General features: G+C 56.2%; 29 protein-coding genes and 1 pseudogene. 16 read left to right on the top strand and 14 right to left on the bottom strand.

Annotated features, from left to right (window positions below; all coding sequences use genetic code 11):
- Nucleotides 1-26: 26 nt before the first annotated feature.
- From C8024_RS02805 to C8024_RS20795, 4 genes are all read right to left on the bottom strand, one after another.
- Nucleotides 27-2,579, bottom strand: coding sequence for a glycosyl transferase family protein (locus C8024_RS02805; RefSeq protein ID WP_173202870.1), 2,553 nt, complete (start codon nucleotides 2,577-2,579; stop codon nucleotides 27-29).
- Between the two features lie 89 nt (nucleotides 2,580-2,668).
- Nucleotides 2,669-3,112 carry a hypothetical protein gene (locus tag C8024_RS02800; RefSeq protein WP_173202869.1) on the bottom strand — a complete coding sequence of 148 codons (444 nt, stop codon included), beginning with the start codon at nucleotides 3,110-3,112 and terminating at the stop codon, nucleotides 2,669-2,671.
- Between the two features lie 62 nt (nucleotides 3,113-3,174).
- Nucleotides 3,175-3,537 carry a hypothetical protein gene (locus C8024_RS02795; protein WP_217271952.1) on the bottom strand — a complete coding sequence of 121 codons (363 nt, stop codon included), beginning with the start codon at nucleotides 3,535-3,537 and terminating at the stop codon, nucleotides 3,175-3,177.
- Between the two features lie 49 nt (nucleotides 3,538-3,586).
- Nucleotides 3,587-4,135 (bottom strand): helix-turn-helix transcriptional regulator, encoded by a 549-nt coding sequence (locus C8024_RS20795; protein ID WP_254305486.1) that lies wholly within the window; start codon nucleotides 4,133-4,135, stop codon nucleotides 3,587-3,589.
- Nucleotides 4,136-4,424: 289 nt separating this feature from the next.
- On the opposite strand from C8024_RS20795, the gene C8024_RS02785 reads away from it, so the two are divergent.
- The 4 genes from C8024_RS02785 to C8024_RS02770 are packed head-to-tail and all read left to right on the top strand — an operon-like array spanning nucleotide 4,425 to nucleotide 6,336.
- Entirely contained in the window at nucleotides 4,425-4,691 is a 267-nt protein-coding gene (locus tag C8024_RS02785) for a hypothetical protein (RefSeq protein WP_173202868.1), read from the top strand.
- Between the two features lie 11 nt (nucleotides 4,692-4,702).
- Complete coding sequence (locus C8024_RS02780) at nucleotides 4,703-5,191, top strand: MFS transporter (protein ID WP_173202867.1); 489 nt, start codon at nucleotides 4,703-4,705, stop codon at nucleotides 5,189-5,191.
- Nucleotides 5,131-5,895: an MFS transporter gene (locus C8024_RS02775; RefSeq protein WP_173202866.1), complete on the top strand. Its 765-nt coding sequence runs from the start codon at nucleotides 5,131-5,133 to the stop codon at nucleotides 5,893-5,895. Before C8024_RS02780 ends, C8024_RS02775 begins: the two co-directional genes overlap by 61 nt.
- Before the next feature lie 6 nt (nucleotides 5,896-5,901).
- Nucleotides 5,902-6,336, top strand: a complete 435-nt coding sequence (locus tag C8024_RS02770; protein ID WP_173202865.1) for a thioesterase family protein — start codon at nucleotides 5,902-5,904, stop codon at nucleotides 6,334-6,336.
- 99 nt (nucleotides 6,337-6,435) lie between these two features.
- Here C8024_RS02770 and C8024_RS02765 read toward each other — a convergent pair whose 3' ends face one another.
- The 4 genes from C8024_RS02765 to C8024_RS02750 all read right to left on the bottom strand — a co-directional run bounded on the left by C8024_RS02765 (nucleotide 6,436) and on the right by C8024_RS02750 (nucleotide 10,048).
- Entirely contained in the window at nucleotides 6,436-7,260 is an 825-nt protein-coding gene (locus C8024_RS02765) for a crotonase/enoyl-CoA hydratase family protein (RefSeq protein ID WP_173202864.1), read from the bottom strand.
- 106 nt (nucleotides 7,261-7,366) lie between these two features.
- Nucleotides 7,367-7,990, bottom strand: coding sequence for a 2-hydroxychromene-2-carboxylate isomerase (locus tag C8024_RS02760; protein ID WP_173202863.1), 624 nt, complete (start codon nucleotides 7,988-7,990; stop codon nucleotides 7,367-7,369).
- A gap of 107 nt (nucleotides 7,991-8,097) precedes the next feature.
- On the bottom strand, nucleotides 8,098-8,787 hold the full coding sequence (locus C8024_RS02755) for a glutathione binding-like protein (RefSeq protein WP_173202862.1): 690 nt from the start codon (nucleotides 8,785-8,787) through the stop codon (nucleotides 8,098-8,100).
- Between the two features lie 49 nt (nucleotides 8,788-8,836).
- On the bottom strand, nucleotides 8,837-10,048 hold the full coding sequence (locus C8024_RS02750; RefSeq protein WP_100093917.1) for an LL-diaminopimelate aminotransferase: 1,212 nt from the start codon (nucleotides 10,046-10,048) through the stop codon (nucleotides 8,837-8,839).
- Between the two features lie 389 nt (nucleotides 10,049-10,437).
- Here C8024_RS02750 and C8024_RS02745 point away from each other — a divergent pair, with 389 nt between their 5' ends.
- Nucleotides 10,438-10,737 carry a hypothetical protein gene (locus C8024_RS02745; RefSeq protein ID WP_173202861.1) on the top strand — a complete coding sequence of 100 codons (300 nt, stop codon included), beginning with the start codon at nucleotides 10,438-10,440 and terminating at the stop codon, nucleotides 10,735-10,737.
- A gap of 182 nt (nucleotides 10,738-10,919) precedes the next feature.
- Here C8024_RS02745 and C8024_RS02740 read toward each other — a convergent pair whose 3' ends face one another.
- The gene (locus tag C8024_RS02740; RefSeq protein ID WP_173202860.1) at nucleotides 10,920-11,324 is read right to left on the bottom strand and encodes a hypothetical protein; all 405 of its coding nucleotides are present in this window, start codon (nucleotides 11,322-11,324) and stop codon (nucleotides 10,920-10,922) included.
- A 211-nt stretch (nucleotides 11,325-11,535) separates the two neighbouring features.
- Between C8024_RS02740 and C8024_RS02735 the strand changes: the two genes are divergently transcribed.
- Nucleotides 11,536-12,297 (top strand): prolyl oligopeptidase family serine peptidase, encoded by a 762-nt coding sequence (locus C8024_RS02735; protein WP_173202859.1) that lies wholly within the window; start codon nucleotides 11,536-11,538, stop codon nucleotides 12,295-12,297.
- Nucleotides 12,298-12,305: 8 nt separating this feature from the next.
- Here the strand turns inward: C8024_RS02735 and C8024_RS02730 are convergent, their stop codons facing one another.
- Genes C8024_RS02730 through C8024_RS02725 form a run of 3 tightly spaced genes read right to left on the bottom strand, consistent with a single transcriptional unit; the run spans nucleotide 12,306 to nucleotide 15,110 of the window.
- Nucleotides 12,306-13,514 carry an alkaline phosphatase D family protein gene (locus C8024_RS02730; RefSeq protein WP_367947112.1) on the bottom strand — a complete coding sequence of 403 codons (1,209 nt, stop codon included), beginning with the start codon at nucleotides 13,512-13,514 and terminating at the stop codon, nucleotides 12,306-12,308.
- Nucleotides 13,454-13,939 (bottom strand): PhoD-like phosphatase N-terminal domain-containing protein, encoded by a 486-nt coding sequence (locus C8024_RS22765; RefSeq protein WP_367947111.1) that lies wholly within the window; start codon nucleotides 13,937-13,939, stop codon nucleotides 13,454-13,456. The genes C8024_RS02730 and C8024_RS22765 overlap by 61 nt, the downstream gene beginning before the upstream one ends.
- 4 nt (nucleotides 13,940-13,943) lie before the next feature.
- Nucleotides 13,944-15,110, bottom strand: a complete 1,167-nt coding sequence (locus tag C8024_RS02725) for a DUF3667 domain-containing protein (RefSeq protein ID WP_254305496.1) — start codon at nucleotides 15,108-15,110, stop codon at nucleotides 13,944-13,946.
- A gap of 125 nt (nucleotides 15,111-15,235) precedes the next feature.
- Between C8024_RS02725 and C8024_RS02720 the strand changes: the two genes are divergently transcribed.
- The 10 genes and pseudogenes from C8024_RS02720 to C8024_RS20780 all read left to right on the top strand — a co-directional run bounded on the left by C8024_RS02720 (nucleotide 15,236) and on the right by C8024_RS20780 (nucleotide 23,510).
- Nucleotides 15,236-15,679 (top strand): biopolymer transporter ExbD, encoded by a 444-nt coding sequence (locus C8024_RS02720; protein ID WP_173202857.1) that lies wholly within the window; start codon nucleotides 15,236-15,238, stop codon nucleotides 15,677-15,679.
- 285 nt (nucleotides 15,680-15,964) lie between these two features.
- Nucleotides 15,965-17,398 carry an MASE1 domain-containing protein gene (locus tag C8024_RS02715; protein WP_173202856.1) on the top strand — a complete coding sequence of 478 codons (1,434 nt, stop codon included), beginning with the start codon at nucleotides 15,965-15,967 and terminating at the stop codon, nucleotides 17,396-17,398.
- A 288-nt stretch (nucleotides 17,399-17,686) separates the two neighbouring features.
- Nucleotides 17,687-17,889, top strand: a pseudogene (locus C8024_RS02710) (ATP-binding protein); the annotation flags it as partial.
- Nucleotides 17,881-18,438 carry a response regulator gene (locus C8024_RS20790; protein WP_367947117.1) on the top strand — a complete coding sequence of 186 codons (558 nt, stop codon included), beginning with the start codon at nucleotides 17,881-17,883 and terminating at the stop codon, nucleotides 18,436-18,438. The pseudogene C8024_RS02710 and the gene C8024_RS20790, both read left to right, overlap by 9 nt.
- A 325-nt stretch (nucleotides 18,439-18,763) precedes the next feature.
- Nucleotides 18,764-19,288, top strand: a complete 525-nt coding sequence (locus tag C8024_RS02695) for a hypothetical protein (RefSeq protein ID WP_173202854.1) — start codon at nucleotides 18,764-18,766, stop codon at nucleotides 19,286-19,288.
- Between the two features lie 353 nt (nucleotides 19,289-19,641).
- The gene (locus C8024_RS02690) at nucleotides 19,642-20,253 is read left to right on the top strand and encodes a phage tail protein (RefSeq protein WP_173202853.1); all 612 of its coding nucleotides are present in this window, start codon (nucleotides 19,642-19,644) and stop codon (nucleotides 20,251-20,253) included.
- A 54-nt stretch (nucleotides 20,254-20,307) separates the two neighbouring features.
- The gene (locus C8024_RS02685) at nucleotides 20,308-20,919 is read left to right on the top strand and encodes a phage tail protein (RefSeq protein ID WP_173202852.1); all 612 of its coding nucleotides are present in this window, start codon (nucleotides 20,308-20,310) and stop codon (nucleotides 20,917-20,919) included.
- 197 nt (nucleotides 20,920-21,116) lie between these two features.
- Nucleotides 21,117-21,890, top strand: coding sequence for an SDR family oxidoreductase (locus tag C8024_RS02680; RefSeq protein WP_173202851.1), 774 nt, complete (start codon nucleotides 21,117-21,119; stop codon nucleotides 21,888-21,890).
- A 79-nt stretch (nucleotides 21,891-21,969) separates the two neighbouring features.
- Nucleotides 21,970-22,479, top strand: coding sequence for a GNAT family N-acetyltransferase (locus tag C8024_RS20785; RefSeq protein ID WP_254305485.1), 510 nt, complete (start codon nucleotides 21,970-21,972; stop codon nucleotides 22,477-22,479).
- Entirely contained in the window at nucleotides 22,449-23,510 is a 1,062-nt protein-coding gene (locus C8024_RS20780; RefSeq protein WP_367947110.1) for a carbon-nitrogen hydrolase family protein, read from the top strand. Before C8024_RS20785 ends, C8024_RS20780 begins: the two co-directional genes overlap by 31 nt.
- Before the next feature lie 45 nt (nucleotides 23,511-23,555).
- Here C8024_RS20780 and C8024_RS02670 read toward each other — a convergent pair whose 3' ends face one another.
- Together C8024_RS02670 and C8024_RS02665 are read right to left on the bottom strand one after the other, a co-directional pair.
- Nucleotides 23,556-24,848: an ABC transporter ATP-binding protein gene (locus tag C8024_RS02670; RefSeq protein ID WP_254305491.1), complete on the bottom strand. Its 1,293-nt coding sequence runs from the start codon at nucleotides 24,846-24,848 to the stop codon at nucleotides 23,556-23,558.
- Between the two features lie 32 nt (nucleotides 24,849-24,880).
- Nucleotides 24,881-25,291 carry a hypothetical protein gene (locus C8024_RS02665; protein WP_173202849.1) on the bottom strand — a complete coding sequence of 137 codons (411 nt, stop codon included), beginning with the start codon at nucleotides 25,289-25,291 and terminating at the stop codon, nucleotides 24,881-24,883.
- Between the last annotated feature and the right edge of the window lie 83 nt (nucleotides 25,292-25,374).

Raw genomic sequence — 25,374 nt, 5'->3', positions numbered from 1 at the left:
CCGGTCTGGAATGCATCGCCGCCGGATCAAAAGCCCGACGAGACCGTCAGGGCCGCTCCGTTGCCGGGCCTGGCATTCCCCGCCACCCGCACCCGCCAGTCAATAGCGAGGCGCGCGGATATCGGGCCGACGGGGAGGGCCAGACCGAGGCGGGGGCCGACGTCGACACGGTGGATATCGCGTTGACCACCGGCCCAGGCGCCGGGACCAAGGGAAAGTCTCGCCGCTCCGCGTTCCGCTATCGGTCGTTGCAGAGTCGCTGCCCCGTCAAAGAAATAGCTTTCATTCCGGCCCAGAATATAGCCACCCTGGGCATAGGTCTCGAGCACAAATTTTTCCGCGATATGATCCGGACCACTGCCGCCTGTCACAAGAAAAGCGGTCCCCGAAGAGTTCCCCTGCCCGGCATCAAAACGTTGCTCAGCCTGCAGGGCGATGGGCAAGTCCCGGACCGGCCGGAGGCGGGTGCCCAGCGCGATCTCCTTCTGGCTCCACGGATTTAGCGCAGCGGAGAACCGGCCATAGACCGACAGTTCCGGCAACGGCCGGTCCAATAGCCGATAGGATAAGATCGCGCCGGCCTGACTGCCACCATATTGACCATTGGCCGGCGATTGCCCGACATGCATTGGCAGCCCCTCCTCCGCGTGCGAATTTTGCCGCGCGAAAATCCAGAAATAGGCGGCGAAGCGGGTGTCTCGATGAAGGTCGGGCGGGTGCGAAAAAGGCGGCCCCGTACCGACGCGATCACGGGACGCCGCTTCATTCGGGGTGAATGCGGCAGGCAGGAAGAAACCGCGGACTTCCTCTGGGTCCTGCCACCGCCAGAGTGAGCGAGCCGGCAGGACTGGCGCCCGCGCCTCTGTCACCGGAAACTCGCCTGCATCACTCCGCGCGATGGAGAGATTGTCGTGATCGGAATGGCCTTCGCCGTCGCGCCGGCTCTCGATCGGTAAGGCCGATGACCGTGCGGGACCCGGCTGACGCCAGCTTTTCGCAATTTGTTGCGCTGCATTGTTGCCTGCCGGCTCCAAAGGCTTCGAAGCGATATTAGCCGGACCCTGCCATGCGAACAGACGTACCACTATCCAGATCGCCGCCAGACTGGCCATTGCCCGCAAAGGCGCCCCGGCGGTGGTCGCCGGCAAAAGCTCAGCCTCGACCGCCCGCGGTGGTTTGCGGTCGGAGTTGCTGGACATCACGGGCGTCGGGATAGAAATGGCTGGTTTTTCCCAATGGGCGGGCTGGCCGGCCAGCTGGCTGATATATTGACTGAGCGCGCGCCACACCGCCATGATATTGATCAGATTGGCCACGACCGTCCGCGGTATCGACAAAAATGCCTCGCGCAACCCATATAGCGAAAAGACAAAACAGAATTTCATCAGCAGACGCCACAGCAGAAAGCCGAAATTGAGAAACAGCAATGTCTCCAGAGTAGCGGACACGGGCCGGGGCTGGTAGATTCCGATCATCCCGGCGAGCTGCAACAGGCCCATCAGGATGATGGCGATATAGGCAATGGCGACGATTATGGCAGCAAAGCTGGCCTTGCGATCGCGCAGGCGCATCCAGTTTTCCCGCCAGCTGTTCTGCCAGCCCAGCCGGTCCCATCCGGACAGGGAAATGCCGGCCATCCAGCGGCTTTTCTGGCGTATGGCGTCTTCCAGCTTTTCCGGGAAGAATTCCTGGGTGGCGACCAGCTGCCCGTTCCGGTCGCGCAACCGGGCAAAAATGCCCCGGGCCTCTCCACCGGTCAGATGCAGCCCCAGTTCGTAATCTTCGGTCAGGCTGCCCGCATCAAAGGGTTTGCCCCGGGTTCTCACCGACAGTTTCTGCAGCCCTTCCCTGGCAAAGGCGCAGCCGACACCGGCGGAAGGTATGGACGCGCCGAGCGCCTCCCGCAGCACCATTTGCTTGCCGTGCAATTCGGCAAACTCATCGCCATAGTGGCCGGCGACCCAGCGCGATCTCTTGGCCCGTCGGGGGATGACGGGCAACTGGATCAATACAGCGCGTCCAATCAGATGCCTGAACAGTTTCAATGCTTCGGAGTGCACGATATCTTCCGCATCATGCAGAATGATCGCGGCATAATTGCTGTTTTCCTCAATCTCGTCGCGGCAGAGGACATCCCAGAGATGATTGAGGCAATCGGCCTTGGTGGTCGGTCCGTTCCGCCGGCAGACGACCAGCCTGACCTTTTCGCACCCCCGGGATGCCGCTGCCACGGCTGCGACCGTTTCGGCATCATTGGGATAGCATCCCACGTAAATCCGGTAGTCGCTTTCAGTCCATCGTTCCAGACAGCGGCGCAGCATCGGACCGATGACCGCGGCCTCTTTCCAGGCCGGTACAAAGATCGCCATACGGCAATCGGGGGACGGATTTTCGAGATTTTCGACGGTCACCCGTTGGTGGCGCGAATAGACGAACAGTCTGCGTTTCAATCTGTGAAAGAGCCACAGGCCATCAAACAGAAGATCGTCGACCGCACCGATCAGGAAGGACATGCTGGCGAACAGCAGCAATTCCTTCTGCAGGACATCGAGAAACGGCAGAAATTGATCGCTTGCCATGGACATACTCCGGGTGTTCGCAAAAGCGGTGCCTCTGCGAGATAATCTCCAAAATGATCAAGATTTCACTGGTCTACTGTTTGTCCAGCCTAACCGGACCTGATCGTGCACCCCCTCAGCGAAGGTTTGTTCTCACGGGATCCGATCGCCAGCGCGAGCAGCATCGGATAAGCCCAGAAGACAGCTCCCGTCCCCAATGCTCGGGGAGTTATTTGTGGCGCCACAGTCATCGCTGTATGAGTTGTCACGGCAAGCAGGTGAAAGGCTGTTGCCCACAGCGGCCAGAAACGACTTGATTTAAGTGACAGCCAAATCAGCGCAAAGAGCGCCACGACATCAACGACAAATATTCCAACTTCCAATTTAGCCCACGAACTTCCGAAAGAGCGAGCAACCGCCAGGGTAGATAATGATCCAAATATCATAATCGTCGCTCCGAGATATTCCGAACGCGCGCCGCGCAATATTGCATATCCGCAACAAGCGAACAGAAACATATAATAAAGGTAGGCCCAGATCGTGTTGAAGATCACTGTGTCATATCTAGTTCTTGACCAAGCCTATCTTCAATTGAGACAACCTAATTAGTGAGAGGCTAGGCTGCATGGTCTGCCATGTTGACGATGTTCTCGTCCTTTGTCCGAGCAAGTTCTGTTGGCTTTGCGCCGGTGCTCCCCATAGCCATCGTTCGCAGGCCGATCTGGTCTCGCGTTTCGGCCAGATGGTTGTGGGTCGACACCAGATGATCTCTCGCCGCAACCAGTGCAGACAGGCTTTCCGCCGCCTGGGCTATTGCATTCTGTCCGACAACAGCCGAGAGACCGGCGTTCGTCCGTGCAACCGGCATATATCCGGCCAGATCAGACACTCTGCATATTGCGTCGTCGATGGCCTGTTCCGCTGCAAAGAGTCTTTTCGCCAAATTCTCGGCTGCGTCTCGTCGTTGTTTTAGCATCATCGTTCCTTTCCTCAGGCTGCAAGATCACACGTGTATTCGTGCGAAATCGTCATCGGGCGAATGCGTTGGCCGGAGGGGGGTGCCGCTTATCCGTTGAGCCGGGAAAGCGCTTCCAGTCCTGCGACCAAACCGCCAAAAGATAAGGCGGATCCAATCGCAATGGCCAATATCCATCCCAACCGCTCGACCGTAGCAAGTCGGTTTTTCTCACCACGGAAACGTGGAAGGGGAAGCGGCCGGCGCGGGATTTCGGCTTGCTCCAAAGCCACGATGGCGCTGCCGCTATCCGCATTCGCACCATCATCCGTTCCGCCGGTTTTCTGTCCTTGGGTCTCCCGGATGACGATCCCTGTTCGCTGGTTTGACCGGCGAGCTCAACGGTCGACGATTGATATATCAATGGTTGATACGACTGTTGCTGATTTTCGGCTGCGAATTTCCGCGCCGCCTCGAAACGCGACTGCACGTTCAAAATTCGCATGGCCGTGCGCAATCTCTGATCCACCGTATGCGGGGACACGCCCAGTTCGCGTGCAATTTCCTTCGAATTGAGATGTGCCAGCACCAGTCGCAAGCAGTCGCGCTGCCCGTCGTTCAACCGGTCAATATTGCTTAACCCCATTGCAAGGAGAACCTGTCGAATCGGTAATGCGGGATAGCGGGAACTTTCATATCGGAATTAGAACCCGATCGATCTTGTTCAGATAAAGTCGAAAATGACCACCCAATTGCCATTGAGGCCCCCTAATTTTTCAATTAGCTCCATGGTTTTCTGAATGACCATTACCAGATAGTTCGATAATTTTGAATTATTATTGGAATGCCACCCAGACGCTCGAGTCCGGAGAGACTTCCGACTTCGCGGAACTGCCTTTGAAGTCCAAACTATGCTGGACTTGACCACGGGTTCAGGCCATCAAACAAAAAACGATGGAGAGAGCATGAACGCTACACAGGCAGCGCCCCTGACGAATACCGGGCTGGCATATCGATCCGACGGATATCGCAATTATGTTATCATCTCGTTGATGCTCCTCTACACGCTGAACTTTATCGATCGCATATTGATCGGTGTCGTCGCTCAGCCGATCATCGAAGAATTTAAATTGCAGGACTGGCAATTCGGTTTGCTATCCGGCTTCGGCTTTGCCTGATGTACACGGTCATGGGGATACCGATTGCCCGGCTTGCCGAGCGAATGAACCGCGTCAAGATCATCGCCGCCAGTGTGATCCTCTGGTCGTTGATGACCGCATTGTGCGGGATTGCGGGTAGTTTCATCGCCCTGCTTGTATTCCGTATCGGCGTCGGCATCGGGGAAGCAGGTCTGACGCCTGCCGCCAACTCGATCATCTCCGACTATTTTCCGCCGCGCAGCCGCGCGCGGGCAATCGCGATCTACACCATGGGTATTACATTGGGCGGCGTTCTGGCCAATGCCTTCGGCGGACCGATCACCGAATTATTTTCCTGGCGCGAGGCGTTTCTGGCGCTCGGTGTACCAGGCGTCCTTTTCGGCCTGATTTTCCTGTTTACCGTAGAGGAGCCACCGCGCGGCTATGCCGATCCGCCGACCGCAACCAAACCCCAAAAATGGGCATCACCGAGACGGTACAGGAGCTATCGGGCAAACGCAGCTTCTGGATCAATATGATCGCGGCTGCCCTTGTCGCTTTTGTTGGCTATGGGGTCAGCAACTTCCAGGTCGCTTTCTTCCAGCGCGTGCATGAAATGTCGATTTCGGAAGTAACCCTGCAGATAGCCGTCCCGTTGGGGCTCGCCGCATCCTTCGGCGCCTTTTTCACCGGTTATCTGACCGAGAAGCTGAGCGGTCGCTATCCCAATGTCGTGGCATGGTTGCCGGGTGTCATGCTGATCATCTGCGTTCCGCTATACTGGATCGGCTTCACCACCGGAAGCGTGCCCTTCGCGCTGACAGCGTTGCTGTTTGCTGCGGTCCTTCATTATGGCTATCTCGGCGCGCAATATACCATCTGCCAGGGCGTCGCGAGCCCGCAATCCAGAGCAACCGCCGTTGCCCTGTTCCTCTTCATCGTCAATCTTATCGGCTATGGCTGCGGCCCACTCGTCATGGGCATCGCCAGCGACCTGCTGATGAATGCCGATCTTGCGGCATCGCAGTTTGCTGCCGAGTTGACCGGACAGATATGCAAGGGCAAACCGGAAGAACTGATCGCCACCCTCGGTGCCGCCAAGGCTGACGCATGCCTGACCGCCAGCGCGGAAGGACTGCGCTGGTCGATGATCTATATCGTCGGTATATTCTTCGTCGCTGGCGCCCTGTATATTCATGTCTGCAAAACGCTGCAAAAAGACCTTGTCGCGAAAATGAGCTAAGCCGTTATGACCCGACCTCAGCCCTGGCAGCTTGATCCTGCCAACTATCCCGTGTCGCTGGTTACCCAGACCCGCTTTCAGGATATCGACCCCAACCGGCACCTCAACAATGTCGCCTTTGCAACCATGTTCGAAAATGCCCGTGTGCGGTTCAACCGGTCCTTGCGCCCCTGGGCGGACCGGCCGAGGAACGAGCGGAGCATGGTCGCGGCCGTGACGATCAACTATCTCCGCGAAGGGCAGTTCCCCGACGATGTCGAGATCAGTTCGGGCGTCAGCAAGATCGGGCGTTCTAGCTATGTCATCGCGCAGGCGATGTTCCAGAACGGCCAGTGCATCGCCACCTGCGAGTCCGTCATCGTCTGCCGCACCGACGGCGAGGGCCGGCCGCTGCGGGCAGAGGTCGTCGCGGAACTGGAGAAAATGCGAACCACCGGTTAGTATCTTCCCGGTACGGGACGTTTGCACCAAGCTCGTCGAACTGCCGATGTACTCTTGAGAGATCCTTCGACAGGCTCAGGACGAACGGCAACATGCAAATCAGTCGGTGAAATTCGCCGCGCGTTTCTGCATGAAGGCCATAACCGCTTCCACCTGATTGGGCGTACGGGCGACCTTGTCCTGCCCGACGGATTCCGCCATCAATATCTCGTCCTCGTTCATATCGGGCAGCTTGTTGATCAGGTCTTTGGCAATCTGTACGGCCTGCGGATGCTTGCTGGCGATCTCGGCGGCAATTTCCATGGCCTTGGCGTGCGGGTCATCCGACAGATGGGTGACAAAGCCCAGTTCCTTTCCTTCCTCGCCGGTAAAGATGCGGTTGGTATAGGTCAGCTCGCGCAGGATATCGTCGCGCACAAAGCTGCGCCAGGTCGTGTAGCTGCCCATATCCGGGATCAGCCCCCAGCGCATTTCCATGATCGACATTTTCGCGTCCGGTGCGACCACGCGGATGTCGGCAGCGCTGGCAAATTGCAGCCCGCCGCCAATGCACGGCCCATGGATCGCGGCAATAACCGGCGCTTTCAGCCGCCGCCAGAGCAGCACGATATGCTGATATTTATTGGCATTGCCGAAGGTTCGGTCGGTCAGCGTGTTGGCGAGGGGCGATTTTTCACCGTCGCTCTTCTCTTCCGAAGCCGAGGCCGCGGATGCGGCAAAACTACCCATATCGAGGCCCGCGCAAAAGGCCTTGCCTTCGCCGGACAGGACAATGGCTCTTATGCCGTCCATCGCCGCCAGCTTTTCACCGGCTTCGACGATCGCATCGATCTGTGCCGCATCGAGCGCGTTCATCTTGTCGGGGCGGTTGAACCGGACATCGGCGATATGATCTTTGACGGTGATGGTGACGCGTTCTGACATATTTCATCCTTTGCTCTTCCCCGATCGCTTGGAGCGAAGTCGGGCAGCCTGATATTCCCATCGTGTCTCGACTGCGCTCGACACGAATGGAAATCAAGACTCGTTGCTATATTGAGCCCTGTTTAATCGCCCAATTAATCAGCGGCAACTGGTCATTGCCAAAATACATTCTTTCGCCCTCGCCAAAAGGCACGAAAATGCTCGGCGAACCATAAGCGCCACGGGCAATGGCCTCTTCGGTATTGGCGCGCAGCCGGTCCTTGATCTCCTGCTCTTGCGTCCGCGCCGCCAGTGCAGCACCGTCCAGGCCGGCCTCGTCGGCGATCGCGATCAACACTGCCGGATCATCGAGATTGCGCTGGTCACCATAATAAGCGTTGAATGCGGCGGTCGCGAACTTGTGCAGCGCCGCCTGGTCCTCCTCCAGCGCACAACAGAGCCGCATGGCATGGACCGACTTGACCGGATGGTGCTCGCTCGGAAAATTCATTGGCAGTCCGGCCAGCTTTGCCCAGTCCTTGAGCACTCGAAAACTGTGGACGAATTTGCGATTGTCGGGGTTTTCCCGTGCGGCATAGACGTCCTGATTGACCGCATTGAACACGCCACCGACAAGAAACGGTTTCCAGACAATTGATGCGCCATTCTCATTGATGATCGGTTGAATATTGTGGAAGGCGAGGCATGTCCATGGCGAGGAAAGATCGAAATAGAAATCGACTGTTTTCATATATCAGTTCCTTTTATCACTCGTGTTCCGCACTTCACGCGGAACCTTGACGGCCAGCGCATTGCATCGAGAGCTCCGCATCAGGTGCGGAGCACAGCGCGATCGACCTATTCCTCCAGCCCGAACAAGGTTTTGCGCGTCTGCGCATCATCCTGCGGATTGCGATTGATCTTGTCCCGGCCGACCGCCATCCCGCGGCGCAGACCTTCGCGCTGTTTGAGCGTCTCATACCAGCGCTTCACATGAGCGAAGTCATCGAGGTTGATTTCCTGACGCTTGTAAGTCTGCACCCAGGGGAAGCAGGACATGTCGGCGATGCTGTAATCTTCGCCCGCGAGATAGTCATGGTCCGCCAGACGCCGGTCCATCACGCCAAACAGTCGCAGCACTTCGTTGCGATAGCGCTCGGTCGCATATTCGATCCGTTCCGGTGCATAGAGTTTGAAATGGCCATGCTGGCCCATCATCGGCCCCAGCCCACCCATCTGCCACATCAGCCATTCGGTCGCAGCAATCTGTCCGCGCAGATCATGCGGCAGAAAATCTTCCGCCTTGTCCGCCAGATAAAGCAGGATCGCACCGGTCTCGAAAACGCTCACGGGTTCGCCGCCATCCGCCGGATCATGATCGACGATCGCGGGAATCCGGTTGTTCGGACTGATCGCGAGAAAATCCGGTTCGAATTGCTCGCCTGCCCCGATATTCACCCATTTGAGATTATAGTCGAGTCCGGCCTCCTCGAGCATGACCGAAATCTTCCAGCCATTGGGTGTTGGCGCAAAATAGAGGTCGATCACAAGATCATTCCCAGCGCAAATTCACGCCTGCCAGTCGCCGGATGCGCCATCAAATCGCTTCGCTTTGCCCCGGCGTATTGACACCCATTTTCTGCAAATATTTCTTCACATTGCGCGCGGCCTGACGAATGCGCTGCTCGTTTTCGACCATCGCGATACGGACAAACCCCTCGCCATCCTCGCCATAGCCGACGCCGGGCGCTACCGCGACACCGGCTTCGGTCAGCAGCTGCTTGGAAAATTCGAGGCTGCCCATATGCGCCAGTTGCGGCGGCAAGGGAGCCCAGGCGAACATCGAAGCGGCGGGTGGCGGAATCTCCCAGCCCGCCCGGCCAAAGCTTTCCACCAGCACATCGCGACGCTTGTGATAGAGTTCGCGATTTTGCGCGACCTGATCCTGAGGACCGTTGAGCGCCGCGCAAGCCGCCGCCTGGATCGGCGTGAAACTGCCATAGTCTATATAGCTTTTGACCCGGCTTAGCGCACTGATCAGTGTCTGGTTCCCGACCGCGAAACCGACCCGCCAGCCGGCCATCGAATAGGTCTTGCTGAGCGAGGTGAATTCCACCGCGACATCTTTCGCGCCCGGCACCTGCAATATCGAAGGCGTCGGGTTGCCATCATAATAAAGTTCGGAATAGGCCAGGTCGGAGAGAAGCCAAACCTTGTTTTCCTTCGCCCAGGCCACCAGCCGCTCGTAGAACGCGAGATCAACGACTTCCGCGGTCGGATTGGAAGGATAATTGACCACCAGCAAAGTGGGCCGTGGCACGGTAAAGGCCATCGCCCGTTCCAGCGATTCCCAATAATGTTCGTCGGGCGTGGTCGGCACGCTGCGAATGGTCGCACCGGCGATGATAAAGCCGAATGTATGGATCGGGTAGCTCGGGTTGGGAGCAAGGATACAGTCGCCCGGCGCGGTTATCGCCGTTGCCAGACTGGCCAGGCCCTCCTTCGACCCCAGCGTCACCACGACTTCGGTTTCGGGATCGAGATCCACGCCAAAGCGGCGGCCATAATAATTGGCCTGTGCCTTGCGCAAACCCGGAATACCCTTCGAGGCCGAATAGCCGTGCGCGTCGGGCTTTTGCGCAACTTCGCAAAGCTTGTCGATGACATGCTGCGGTGGCGGCAGGTCGGGATTGCCCATGCCGAGATCGATAATATCCTCACCGGCCGCTCGCGCCGCTGCCCGCATGTTATTGACTTCGGCAATCACATAGGGTGGCAGTCGCTTGATGCGGTAAAACTCTTCGGACATTATTGATCGTTTCTTGCGTTAAATATTACAGGGCCCCCGCTTTGCGTAATTTTCACGCGAATGTCGAGTGCTAGTCGGTGGGAATTGTGCGCAACGGACATGGCGTTGGATAAAGACAAAATCGCGTCACGGGAATGGAGCATCCCTCCCCACCCAGGTTCCCAACAATTGTTTATCCATCAAGACTTTCAGTTTGCGGGTTTATTTCTGCGCCCCCGGTGATTATTCAAGAGAGCCAGAGAATATTGCGGGGCGGGGGATGAATGAATAGAATGGGTGTAACTGGACTGCCTATTGTTAAGGTGGTCAGAGCAATCGTAATTTTCAGCCTTTTTACTACAGCGGCCCAGGCTCGGGACGATACTGCCACTGTAGACCAGGCGAATAAAATGCCCCAATCCGCCGATATTATCGAGACAAAAATTTTCGCGAAACCGGGCCATTTCGGTAATCCAAAAATATCTCCTGACGGCGAGCGCGTCGTATACCGGCAGCAACTGGGCGGCAAATCCTATCTCACCGTTGCGGTATTATATGGTGATGCCAAGAAACGCATAGCCATTCCCGAAAATGTCGATCTTCGCTGGTATCGGTGGGCCGGCAACAACAAGATATTGTTCGGCGTGTCTGCCGTCGTCGACACGTCACGTGCCAGCGCAGGCACACGGGGCTGTATGTCACGGATGTGAGCAGCGGCGTTTCCATTACACTGGGCCGGAAAACGCAGGGATATGATGGGGACAATGTTCTCTATGTCGATCCCACCGGCACATATATCCTGCTTTCCATGCAGCGGTCCATTTTCGATTATCCCGCCGTATATCGTGTCGAACTCGCCAATAATGAAACCACGCGTGTGGTCCGCAGGCAATCACAGATTTGGACCTGGATTGCCGACAATAGCGGCGTTGTGAGAATGGGGCTGAGCCAGATCGGCGGCACCTTGAAAATCTACTATCGCAAGACGGCCGGAGAGAAATTCAGGCAAATCGGGAAAATAAGGGAAAAGGACGATCTGGAAGAAGCCCTGCTGGATATCACAGATATCGTTTCCGAAGCCGATGAAGGTTACATCCTGTCCAACGAGAAAACGGGACGCTTCGCGCTTTACAAGTTCAACTATCTGACCCGCGAAGTTGGAGAAATGGTATTTGGCCATGACGAGAATGACATTACCGGGTTCAACCTCAACGATAGCGGGACCGCACTGGAATCGGTCTATTTTACCGATTCCCGGGACCGGGTAAAATGGTTTGACGACGAACTTGCAGAACATCAGCAGAAGCTGGATGCCGCCCTGCCGGGACAGGAAGCGTGGATCCAGTCCAAAAGCCGCGACGGCAAACGCATGATCGTCTATGTGACGTCCTCTACCGATCCGGGCAGCTATTATCTCTACGAACCCGAGCTCAAAAAACTCGCATGGTTTGCCAGCCTGAACGACAAGCTGGACACCGAGAAACTGTCCAGAACGGAATATGTAAAATATGATGCCCGTGACGGCACCACGATTCCGGCCTATCTCACGCTGCCCAAAACCGTCCCGCCGAAAATTTGCCGCTCGTCATCCTTCCGCACGGTGGTCCTTTCGCGTTCGGGACACGCTGGACTACAACACCGAAGTACAGTTTCTTGCCAATCGCGGATATGCCGTGTTGCAACCCAATTATCGGGGTTCCGACAGCTATGGGGAGGCTTTCTACAAAAAAGGCTCGGGGGAAATCGGCCGCGCGATGCAGGACGATCTCGACGACGGGATGGATTGGCTGGTTGGCCGCGGCATTGTTGATCCGGACCGGGTCTGCATCGTCGGGGGCTCCTATGGCGGTTACGCGGCCATATGGGGCGTCACACGAAATCCCGAGCGCTATCGCTGCGCTGCCAGCTTCGCCGGGGTTACTGACTGGGACAAACAGCTCAGTTATGACGGTCGCTTTTTGAGAAGCCGGTATAAAAGGGAATGGCAAGACGAAATACGGGGAGATGAAGAATTTGATCTCGACACGGTTTCCCCTGCCCGGCTTGCTGCGCAACTGGAGCGCCCGATCCTGCTCGCCCACGGAAAGAAAGACAGTACCGTCCCTTTCAGCCAGTTCAAATTTTACCGGTCAGAACTCGAGAAGGCCGGAAAGGACGCAGAATATATTATTTACGAAAGCGAAGGACACGGCTTTTCGGATTCCGAAAACGAGAAGGATTGGCTGGATAAGCTCGAAGCATTTCTGAACCGGCACAATCCGGCCTACTAGAACGGGCTTCAGGACGCTATCGTGCGAGCCCCGCGGAGCACCGTCTGGCTTCTGCTTCCCCTCAGCGCGATGGACTTCTTCCGGATCGTATCGAGGAAATGCCAGGTCGAAGTTGCTTTGTCGGGGGTGAGCGCCACGCTCATATAGCCGCGATGCTCGGTGTCGGCCCATTGCAGCTGCTTGTTTGCCCCCACCACAGCCTTGGCCACCAGGTCAGGATTGACGCCTTTGGTATAGGCTTCGAAGCCCGGTGAACTGACACTATGTCCGGCGAATTCCACGCCCGCAGCGCCATCTTGTGTCCCCAGGTCAAAAGCCCAGGCATTGTGACTGTCGCCCGACAGGACGATCAAGTCGGCATCGGCCTGTTGCGCGGCGACCAACGAGCGGGTGCGGGCCTGCGGATAGCCGTCCCAGCTGTCGAAATTGATCGGCAGTCCAATCTGGGCGGCTAGTGCGCCCACCGCGACGCGTGCCTGCGCGATCGGCGGCGCATCTTCCGGCACCCAGTTTTTGGCATCTTGCGGCAGCACCAGTTCGCCCATGACGCATTGCTGCGACCAGACTTGCCACTTCGTACCAGAGGCCTTGGATTTTAGCAGCGCATCCGCGAACCATTGTTCTTGGACATCGCCCAGCATCGAGCGGTCCGGGTCCTGCCAGACATCGTCGCGAAACGCCTTGAGCGCCGCGGCGACATCTTTCTGCCCCTTGATTGCTTCGGCCAGGTCCACCGGCTCGTCGCGTCCGCCAATCCGGCTCTCTGTAAAGAACAGGGTCGCCAGATCGCCGATCTGATATTCGCGCCAGCGAGGGCTACCGAACTCCATATCTCGAACCGGCATCCACTCCCGATAGACTCGCTCGGCAACGCGCTTGCGTACTTCCCAGTCCCCTTCGCTCGGATCATGGTTCTGCGCGCCATCCTTATAGGCGTCGTTGGCAAATTCATGGTCATCCCATGACGGTATCATCGGCAAAACCTGATGGATGCGCTGCAGGTCGGGATCGCTGCGATAGGCGGCATAGCGGAGCCGGTAATCGGCGAGCTGGACCATCTCGTGGGCGGGATCGATTTTCCGGCCGGCCAGCGCCTCCTCCGTGGAAGGATAGGTGCCGATCGGATATTCGTAAAGATAATCGCCGGTGTGAATGATCAGGTCGAGATCTTTATTTTGCGCGGCATGGGCATAGGCGTTGAAATAGCCGAACGGCATGTTGGAACATCCGACAACGCCGAAATTGAAATTCTTGACCGGTCCCTGCGGCAAGGTGCGGGTCCGGCCGATGACCGATTTGGAGCCGTCCGGCCCGACGAAGCGGAAAAATACCATTTATCGGGGGTCAATCCCTGCACCGTGATCTTGGCGGTAAAGTCCCTTTCGGCTTTTGCCTGCACTTCGCCGACCATTTTTGCGCCGGTGAAATCGGCATTGTCGGATATCTCCGCGGTCAGCCTTGCGTCTCCGTTGCCGACATAGCGCGTCCATAGCAGCACGGAATCCTGTCCCGGTTCACCGCTGGCGACGCCATGTGTAAATCCCTTTCCGCCTATCAGCGATGCCGAGGCCGGCACGCTGAGCGCCCCAAGGCCAAAAGTTCCCAGCGCCATCAACTGGCGGCGATCGATATTCATGGTCATGATTTTATCCCAAAATGCCTAGAGCCAGCAAAATAACGAAAAATAGCGTCAGACTGATGACAGTGAAAATCAGCAGGAACGACACCCGGAACAGAGCTTCAGGGCGGGACATCTTGTACGCATGCCTGAGTTGCCGATAGATGTGGAAAGGCGGATAGAATATCAGCAAGGTCCCCCAGACGGACGCGGGAGCCCCGATGGCGGCCAATATGGCGCAGGTCACGAACAACAGAGACATGAAGGCGATGGAATAGGTCGCGAAAACCGCGTGGTCATAAAAGTGAAGACCGCGTCGTCCGATCAGTGTCAGCCACACGAAAGGGATTGAAATCGGAATTAGGAGCCAGGCAAATTTATAGCCATTGGCTTTCAGTTTGTAGAGAAGCAGGGAGGGGTTTTCGGTAGCACGTTCGAGACCTCCCTTCAGCATCTTGCCAATCGAACTATCCTTGAAATCGTCCCAGATCTCAACCTGGTTGCCATTGCCGCTAGCCATGTCCTCTCCATCCGCACCGGCTTGGCTGTCTGCAACTGGTGCATCGTCGAGGCCAAAATTACCGATCCCCACGCCATTCTCACCCATTCCGGCTTCCGGATAGGGAAGCTCGCTCATCGTCATGGTCGCCAGGACATTGCGGTCGCGTTTCAAGTCGAGAATTTGTTCCCGCACTTCAGCCTTGTCTTCTTCTGCTGTCGTTTCCAGCTCTTTGATCTTGTCCTGCAAACGCTCTTCAAGTTCTTGAGACTCGGCAGTAACCGTACTGTTGAATCCGACATTCTCGCTACCATCGCCTTCAGTGGAAAATGGATTTTCTATAAATGAAAACACCGCAAACATCATGAAAACGGAAAAGAGGAACAGGGCCATCGGAGAGATGAATTTGGCGCGTTCGCCTTGTACGTAGCGACGCGTCAGATCACCCGGCTTCCAGACCAGCAACGGCAATGTCCGCCAGAATTTCCCCTCAAAATGCAGCACGCCGTGCAATATATCGTGCCAAAAGGCACCGATCGAACGGTGGACATGCAGGGGCTGGCCACAATCCGGGCAATAATGACTGGTTACAAGCGCGTTGCAGTTAAGGCATGTTCCGCCCTTGCCCCCCGATGCACCGGTTTTTTCATCCTCCACCGCCTTGGCGATCAAGCCGCCTTCGATGGCGGTTCCCATGGCTTCCAATTCCCCTGACATGCTGGCCATTTTTGGCCCATTCGGCCAATAAGGCAAGCGGCTTTTTGAAATCTGCCCGACGTTATGCTATATGTTATATCGTATCATTAATCAGGAGAGAACTAATGAGCAGCAGGAAGCACTTTCTTCGCCAAAAATCAGCCACCGCTGCGGACAGGCCGTTCGCCGAGCTCAACATCACGCCGTTGATCGATGTATTGCTCGTTTTACTGGTGATGATGATGCTATCAATCCCGGCAGTCACCCACCATGTAGCTGTAGACTTGCCGGGCGGGACTGCGGGATCCAGCACTTCCGAGGCCAACAAATTATTTCTCGACTCTGCCGGCACGGCCATATGGAACGGCATACCGATGGACAGTGACCGGTTGCGCGGCCGGCTGGAAATGATGGCAAAGAATCCGGCAGGGCCGCAGCTACATTTCGAAAGTGATGCCCGGGCCCGGTACGAACGGTTTGACCAGCTGGTGGCCATGATCAAGCGAGCCGGTGTTCAGGAAGTCGCTTTTGTCGGCAATCAGCAATTCGCAAACTGGGACAACCGCTAAATCTGGAGGCTGCGGGATGATCTCGCGAAGACAGCCATCGAACGGATCACCCCCACCCATCCGTCAGCGCGGCGACGGGACAGACAGGTGAGTCGACCTCGCCCATAACGGCCGGCCCATGCTCTAGAGACCTCGCCTTCACGGCTGGCAGAGCAAGAATTCGGGCCACCTTCGAGTTTTTTCTTAGTTAATCGGGTTTTGCTCCGTTTACGCAAAGATGGACAAACAAATATCTCGCGGCTGCCGATGACAGGCCGGCTAGCCCAACTCCGACGCTTCCCGTCAGTGGCAACGATCATCCTGGTCTCGGCGATGTTCGGTCTTCTGGCCTGGGGTGGCATCATGCTGACACAGGACGAAGGCCGCATTGCGGTCGTCTGGCTGGCCAATGCCGTTCTGGTAGCCGTCATATTGCGGTCGGCAAAACGGCATGTTCCCTATTATCTCGCGGGCGCGTTTCTGGCGAATATTGCAGCCAATCTGCTAGCCGGCGATACAGTTTTGAACGCAACAGCACTGGCCGCGATCAACCAGTTCGAAATCATCCTGATCTGGTTTCTCATGCAAAAGCTGGGGGCGACCAGACCGAACATGCAACGGATCTGGGATCTGGGCAAATTCTGCCTGATTGGCGGACTTGTCGCCCCGCTCGCCTCCGGCTTCCTTGCCGGGCTGATGTTTGCCTCGGGAACTTGGCAAAGTTTTCTTATGTCCTGGCTCCAATGGACCACGACCGACGGTCTCGGCATGATCTTGCTTAGCCCGGCGATCATGGTGGCCATAGACGCGTTCAAGCGAGCGGACCGGTCCAATGGTTCGCGAAACATTTGGGTGTTCAGCGCCAACCGATGGGAGTGGCTCGCAATTCAGTCATTCACATTGATTGCCGCAGCGACGATTTTCTGGGTTCTCAGTTTTCCCGTCTTTTTTCTTGTCGCGCCGCTGGTACTGCTCAATGCCTTCAGACTGGGGACACCCGGCACCTCGGTTTCCATAGTCCTGATCGCCATCGTGGTGGTGATCGGTGCGGCGTTCGAGACCGGCCCCTTTTACTCGGTCGATCTTTCCCTGACCGCAAAACTGTTCATCCTGCAATTTTTTCTGCTGAGCTGCTTTGCAGTTGGCATGCCCACGGCGGCGATGCTGACCGAGAAGGCGTCCATCCGACGCTCGCTCAGTATCCACCGCGAAGTTTCCAATTCCATGCTGGAAAATATGAACGAGGTTCTTTTCCGGACGAACAGCGACCTGCAATGGCTGTTTCTCAATCCCGCGTGGCAGAAGCTGACGGGTCTGCCGACCGAAGAGTGTCTGGGACGGGACATGGGAGAGATCTTCGCAGCCGAGGATTTCGAGGCTTTGAAAACGCAGCTCGGGCCGGTCCGGTGCGGAGCTATCCAGCGAGCCCGCTTCGAAGGCTCCATCGCCAATGCAAGCGGCGACGTCCTGGCCGTAGAGTTGAGCTTTTCCAGGCTGGCTGAAAAGGATGGCAGCTTCCTTGGCATCGTCGGAAGCATCCGGGACATAACCGCTCGCAAGCAGATGGAACAGAAACTGATCGCCGCCCGTGTCGGTGCCGAGGAAGCGGCCGATGCCAAAACCCGCTTTCTTGCCAATATGAGCCACGAAATCCGGACCCCGATGAATGGTGTCCTGGGATTTACCCAGCTGCTGCTCGACGCCGACCTCCCTGAAGAAGAAAAAATCACGCGCAGATGATCTTGGATTCCGGCAACGCCATGATGCGGCTGCTGAATGATATTCTCGACATCTCGAAAGTCGAGGCTGGTCGGGAAAAAGCAATATTGCGCCAATGTCGACACAGCATGTGCTGCAGAGCTGTGTCCATCTGATGGCCCCGATTGCCGACCAGAAGAAGCTCGATCTCAAGCTGGAAATTGATGATCATGTACCGGAAATGGTGTTGGCGGACGCCAATCATTTGCGTCAGATCATATTGAATATTCTCGCAACGCCGTCAAATTCACCAGCAGCGGTTCGGTCTCGGTGTCCGCCACGGCCAAACAGGCCGCCGCCGACAAGATGGAAATGCAGGTCATGGTCAGGGATACCGGAATCGGTATCCCATCCAATCGCCTCGAGGCTATTTCTCGCCGTTCGAACAGGCGTCTCCTCAAACATCGTCGATATTTGGCGGGAGCGGCCTAGGCCTGACGATCAGCAGACAATTGGCTTCGATCATGGGGGGCACGATTACTGTCGACAGTAACGAAGGAGCAGGCACGACCTTTACCGTCCAGTTTCCCGCGGGAACAGAGGCAGCCTCCTCTGCCGGGACGGGAAAATCAAAAGGAAAACAACCGATGACCGCTACAAATGATCCGGACGACTCCCCCGTTGCTCCAGTTGGCAACGGAAAGATTCTCATCGCCGAAGACCATGATATCAACCAGATCCTGATCGCAGAAATGATCAAGAAGCTCGGATATCAGCCGGTGCTGGCGGTCAATGGCGCGGATGCCATAGCGAAGGTGGAAGCCGCCGCAGAAGAAAACAGGCCATTTAATCTCGTGCTCATGGATGTGCAAATGCCCGTTATGGACGGATATGAAGCAACCGAATCCATTCGCCAGAAAGGCTATCCGAAAGAGGAATTGCCGATTTTGGCGATAACGGCAAACGCATATCCTGAAGATATCGCACGCTGCATGCAGGCCGGCATGCAGGGCCATATCGCCAAGCCGGTCATGTTCGACACTCTAAAATCTTCACTGCGCGACTGGACCCTGACCGGTTGAGCACTTCAACCGGAACCGGCGACTTGGCTTGATCGGCACAAACAACTGCGGTGTCTGAAGACAAAGACTGCCGTCTCCGCTGCGCCGGCCATGGTGCGCAACGCCCTTTTTCAGGCACAAGCGCGGCCTGTTTTGTGAAACATTTATATATTGGCAATATAGCTGCCCCGACGCCCACTCCAGCCAACATATATTATAGGGCCCTATAGTAGATCCCTTCCGGCAACTGGAAACAGTTCACCAGCCCTATTCCCTTCGTGCGATCGACGCACTAGGATCCGCCTTGAACCACTATATCGGTTGGCAAGGAAGAATGGAAATTTGCATGCGGAAAATCCTTATTTCGACAATATTGGCATTCGGCATTGCCAATATGAGCCCGCTAGCCGCACAACCGTTGCCGGACGAAACCATCGATCCCGCGAAAATCATCCCTCATTTCAATGCGGATACGATTGATCCTACGCTGAAAACCGTCACCGGCAATCATATGGCCAGCATAACGCCCACGGGCGAGATGATCATCACTGCCTTTGCGCCAAATGGCCTGCAGTTCACCCTGCACTTTCGTCAATGTGACCAACAGGAACCCTTGCAGTGCAGGGCGTTGCAATTGCTAACCAGCTGGAGTCTGGATGGCCAGAAGGTCGACTTGCAGAATATTGTGCCGCCGTTTCAGCGCTCTCATCTCTTCGTGAATAGTGGAATACTGGAAGACGGGCGACCCTATCTGACCAGGATCATCATTGCCGACCAAGGTCTGGCCCAGGGCAATCTGGCGGCAGAAGTTCGCAATTTCATCAGCGCGGCCACTTATTTTAGCGGTCAGTTGAGCGCGGCGACCGAGTAAATATTGCCGGCCGTGAATGGCCGGATGACACGGCGTCCCTTGATTCAATCCTGTCCGCGCAACGCACCAGGCGGGGGTCAGCGTGCCCACTGTTGGGCGCGTTTACCGGAAATCGGATATCATCGTCAGGCCTTTACGCTCAGGCAATCACACACCCCAGTATAGCCCCTTTATTTACACTCATTTACATCGCAAAAATCAGTAAAATTTTTCTGCTACCTCCTGGATATCTATGTAAACTGATATATCACAGTGTAAATATACATGTCCTATATTTGGAGAATCTTCCGACTTACTATAGTGACATCAAAGGGGGTCGCGCAGTTGTCAACAGACTATCGGAGGGGTTAATCATGAAAAGATTGAAACTATTTGCAGCAAGCGCAGCCGCCATTGCAGCCACATTTACAATTTCGACACCGGCTCAAGCACAAGCGGATCCATTACTCGGCCAAATGATGCTTTTTGGCGGAAATTTCTGTCCACGCGGTTGGGGAGAAGCGTCCGGCACTTTGCTTGCCATCAGCCAATATTCTGCATTATTCTCATTACTGGGCACGATGTATGGTGGCGATGGACGAACCACATTCGCGTTGCCCGATCTGCGTGGCCGCGCACCGATCAGTCTCGGAGACGGACCAGGGTTGCCACCCTATCCCGTGCAGGGTGCAAAAGGTGGCTCCACCCAATTCACTCTGACAACAGCAACCATGCCGAGCCACAATCATGTCGGCATGATGAGAGCCAGCAATTTGCCAGGCGATACTGCAAATCCTAACGACAATAGTCTGGCGACGACGGGGAGTGCGACAATCTATCACACCGGCGCTCCAGCGGTAAACATGGACACCGGAACCGTTGTTATCAATAATAGCGGAGGCAGTCTCCCGGTTAACAAGGTGTCTCCCTATCTGGTCATGCGCTGGTGCGTAGCCATGCAAGGCACATTCCCTTCACGCAACTAATAGAGAGGGTTTTTACACCCTCATTTACAGTTATCGAGTGAAAGGAAATTCCTCATGAAATTGACTAGAACCATTTCAATCACGTTCGCACTGGGCGGCATTTCGTTGGCAACCGCCGCGCCGGCTCACGCTCAGGCTGGCACCCAATATATTGCACAGGTATCGGCTTTTGCCGGAAATTTTTGTCCGCGAGGCTGGCTGGGAGCGAATGGCACTTTGCTGCCTATCAGCCAACATACCGCCCTGTTTTCGCTGTTGGGCACCATCTATGGGGGCGATGGAAGAACAACATTTGCGTTGCCCGATCTGCGCGGAAGACGTCCAATCAGCGACGGCAATGCGCCAGGGCTCGGTACCTATCCCCTCGGAAGTCGTGCAGGCGCTACCACGTTTACGCTGAATGTCGGCAACTTGCCCAGTCACAACCATATCGGCACGATGAGAGCCAGCAATTTGCCGGGCGACACCGCGAACCCCAACAGCAACAGTCTGGCAACGACGGGGAGCGCGACAATATATCATACCGGCGCTCCAGCGGTGAACATGGATACCGGAACCGTTATCACCAATAATGCGGGAGGAAATCAAACGGTTCAGAAGCAGTCACCCTACCAGGTGATCCGCTGGTGCATCGCAACGGTCGGGATATATCCGTCGCGCAACTAGCTTGGCTCAACGTCAAGACAACCATGATGATGCCAGAATTCACTTCACACCTGATTGAAGCGAATTCTGGCAAGCACCAAAAGGGCATGCCCTGGTGCCGGGGCCGGCTAATCGCGATTGGCGAGAGCGCGATAGCCCAACCTCTTTAGCTGCAATGATAGTATACAGCGGCATCTCTTTCCGGCACCTTTCCTGCCATGGAACTGAACCTCGACAACAAGAATGTGCTGGTTACGGCCGGCAGCAAGGGAATTGGACTGGCGACCGCGTCCGGATTTCACAAATGCGGCGCAAATGTAACCATTTGCGGGAGATCACAGGAAGCGCTCGACGCTGCTGCGACAAAGATGCCGGGCTGCCTGACGCTAACCGGGGATGTCTCCAGAGCGGACGATATCGAGCGGGTCGTTGCCGCAGCAACGCAAGAATTCGGCGGCATCGATATATTGGTGAACAATGCCGGTGGCCCACCGCCCGGACTGTTTGTCGATCTGGGTGACGAGGACTGGGACAAGGCCGTCGAGCTGACGCTGAAATCCGTGATCCGCGCAACCCGGCTGGTGCTGCCCCATATGCAGGCACAGAAGTGGGGGCGGATCATCAATATCTCATCGACCGGAGTGAAGCAGCCTGTTCCGGGACTCACTCTGTCCAACAGCATTCGTATGGCCGTATTGGGCTGGGCCAAGACGCTCGCAAACCAGGTTGCAGCCGACAATGTGCTGGTCAACACCGTTTGCCCGGGCTTCACCCAGACGGATCGCATCGCGCAGATTTTCGAACAGCAATCCGCAGCGTCCGGCAAGAGCATAGAGGAAATTTCCGCAGCCCTCGCTGCGCAAATTCCCATGCAGCGGATTGGACGGCCTGAAGAGATCGCCAATCTGGCGGTCTTTCTGGGATCTGAAGCGTCAAGCTATATGACCGGAACCGCTATTCAGGTCGACGGTGGATCGGTTCAAGGTTTTTGAGGCCCGCCGCACCGCACTATTCAGCGAGACCCGTACAACAGTTGTTTCCCAACATTTAAAAGCCCGCTAATGGGCGCTGATGACCGCAGAAAAACCCAAGCTCATCATCCGCATGGCGGAACTGGAAGATGCCCGCAAGATCTCTGCCCTGTCCCGCAAGGTTTACGGCAAGGGCGAAGGCTACACCGCCGAGGAAGTCCGCGGCCAGATCAACAATTTCGCCGACGGCCAGCTGGTCGCGGAATATGAAGGCAAGATTGTCGGCCATTGCGCGACATTCCAGATTTCCGAAAAGACAGCGCGTGCAGCGCATAGCTGGGCGGAAATTACCGGCGGCGGTTTTGCTGCCCGGCATGATCCGAATGGCGAGATCCTCTACGGCATGGAGGTCAGCGTCGACCCGGATTACCGGCGGCTGCGCATCGGACTGCGCTTCTACAAGGTGCGCCGGGAACTCTGCCAGCATTTGGGGCTGAAGGGCATCATCTTTGGCGGACGCTGCCCGGCTATGCGCGGCGCAAACGCAAATATCCCGATCCGGCGGACTATCTGGCGGCCGTGGTTGACAAACAGTTCCGCGATCCGGTGATCAATTTCCAGCTTAATCAGGGCTTTGTTCCGCTGGGGATATTGAAGGACTATATGCCGAGCGACAAGGCATCCGCCGGCAACGCGGTGCATATGTTCTGGGAAAATCCGCTGGCCGCCGAGGCCAAGCTGGTGACTCAGACCCCGCATGACCGCCTGCCCCAGTCGGTGCGCGTAGCGACCGTCCAGTTCCAGATGCGCAAGATTGCCTCGCAGACCGATTTTGAAGAGCAGGTTGAATATTTCGTCGATGTCGCCGCCGATTATGGCGCGGACTTTGTGACATTCCCCGAATTGTTCACGCTGCAATTGCTTTCCCTCGAAGGCGAAAAACTGGAGCCAGCACAAGCGATCGAGAAGATCGCCGAATATACCGAGCGGTTCAAGGAAGTGATGGAGAAGCTGGCGGTTTCCTATCATATCAACATCATCGGCGGCTCGCACCCGACGCGCATGGAAAATGGCGATATCCGCAATATCTCTTACGTGTTTCTGCGCAACGGCGCGGTCTACACGCAGGACAAGCTCCATCCGACGCCCAGCGAAGTGCGCTGGTGGAACATCAAGGGCGGCTATGGCGCCGAAGCCATTCCCACCGACTGCGGCCCGATCGGCGTGATGATTTGCTATGACAGCGAATTTCCGGAACTGGCCCGCCATTTGGTCGACCAGGGCGCGATGATCCTGTTCGTGCCCTTCTGCACCGACGAACGGCGCGGCTATTTGCGCGTGCGTTACTGCTGTCAGGCGCGCGCGGTGGAAAACCAGTGCTATGTCGTGATGTCGGGCGTGGTCGGCAATCTGCCCAATGTCGAGAATATGGACATTCATTATGCCGAAAGCGCGATCCTGACGCCATCCGACTTTCCGTTCGCGCGGGACGGCGTCGCGGCAGATACGGCGCCGAACACCGAGACCATCGCGATTGCCGATCTGTCGATGACCAGCCTGCTGACCAGCCGGCAATCCGGCGCGGTACAGAATCTCAAGGACCGGCGCTTCGATCTCTATCGGGTGTTGTGGAAGGGATAATATCCTTCCGAAGCGCAGTTCACCGGTGCAATTTTCGCCTGACTTCTAGCCGCTGCTGTCCATGATCTCGGACCATTTTCCGGACTCCTTGACGCGCCCGTCTTCCAATACGATCAACTGGTCGGAATTTTCCAGCGTCGGCAGGCGGTGACCGATTACAATCACCGTGATATCGTCATGCAGCTTGTCGATCGTATCACGGATACGGGCTTCATTTTCCAGGTCGAGAGCGCTGGTGGCCTCGTCCAATATGATCAGTTCCGGCTTCTGGATGATCGCCCTCGCCAGGGCAATTCTTTGTTTTTCACCACCTGACAGGCGCTGCCCGGCATCGCCAACCACGGTATCGAGTTTGTCGGGCAGATTGAAAACGAACTCCGCGGATGCAAATTTCAAAGCCATTTCCAGTTCCTGGTCCGTGGCATTCTCGTCAGCCCACAGAAGATTGTTGCGGATCGTGTCATGAAACAGAAAAACATCCTGCGGCATGTAGGCGATGGATTTACGCCAGTTCAGCCGGTTTTCTTCATCGAGCAGAACACCGTCGATTTCGATCGTCCCCGCGTCGGGAGTCAGGAGCCCCATGATCAGATCGGCCAGCGTCGATTTGCCCGATCCCGACGTCCCCATTATCGCAGTGGTTTTCCGGCATGGAATCTCGATGTCGATGTCACGCAGCGACGGTATCCCGCGAGTGCGGTAACTGAAGGACACACCGGACAATTTGATGGACCTGGTGAACTTGATTTTGTCGCCCAGATTTTCCGATAGCGTTTCTTCGTGCGCCGCACCGGCGTCGCGCATCAAATTCGTGTAGTTGGACAATACGGAATCGGAATGCAGGATGTTGTTGATCTGGTTTTGTATCTCCCGAATCTGCGGAGAGAGCCGCGAAAATATCAGAACCAGAATGAGCAGCGTGGGCAAGCTTAGTTCGAACGACGTAACTCCGACATAGAGCAGCAACACCATGGCCAGCGCGACCAATATCTGGAAGATGACGGTCATCGCTGCGTTCAAATGGGTGAATTGCAAGGACCGTTTGCGCAACAGGGTGCGTATTTCCAGCATCAGCTGACTCTGACGGCTCTCGCTCCTGAGAATCTTGATCAGCTTGATTCCGGACAGACCTTCCTCGACCGTTTGCTGGACCCGCCGGTTGGCAACGCTCAGCAGCTTTCCCTGATCATGGGCAAGCTTGTGCTGGCGCCGCATGGCAAAGAACAGGCATCCACCCAAGATCATCGCAGCCAGCGTGAGCGGCAGGGAAAGGCTGACAGCAACAATGATATAGGCCGTGATCGAAAAGGCAGAGACAATGAAGCGAACGGAAAACATCAAGGCGGTTCCCATCCGATTGATCTCGGTTATCAGCAAATTCGACATGTCGGATTTTTCTGGGTGGTCAGCCATTCCCAGCGTGCTTCAAGCATCGCATTGAAACTTTGCGTGCGCAGGTCGTCCAGCAGTTCCAGTCGAAAGCGCTCGGACACAATTGTCTGGCTGTAACTTATGAATGCGCGCAAAATGTTCAGCGCCAGAAAGGTACTCAGAAGTCCGACGAGCGTGATCGGAACGCCGACAAAGCTCAGCCCCTCGACGATCATGGCGACGACACCGGACGTCTCGGTCTGGGATTTCTGCAGCGCCGCCAAAAGGGGGACAAGAAGGACCAGCCCGATGCCCTGGGTCACGCTCGACAATAACAATAAAGTGGCAAAGAGCAGCGAGCGGGCTGGCGAAAATCGCCACATCATTTTCAGATAGGTCAGAATCAGCATATTGATCGTTTAGTAGATGTCCTAAACTAATCAATCGAAAGGCGTCTCCCGCCTTGTCGGCTTTGGTGATCGCTGCCCGTTAA

It is taken from the genome of Sphingopyxis sp. BSNA05, from assembly GCF_013265645.1.
Lineage (GTDB): Bacteria > Pseudomonadota > Alphaproteobacteria > Sphingomonadales > Sphingomonadaceae > Parasphingorhabdus.
This window is presented reverse-complemented; position numbering and strand designations above follow the sequence as displayed.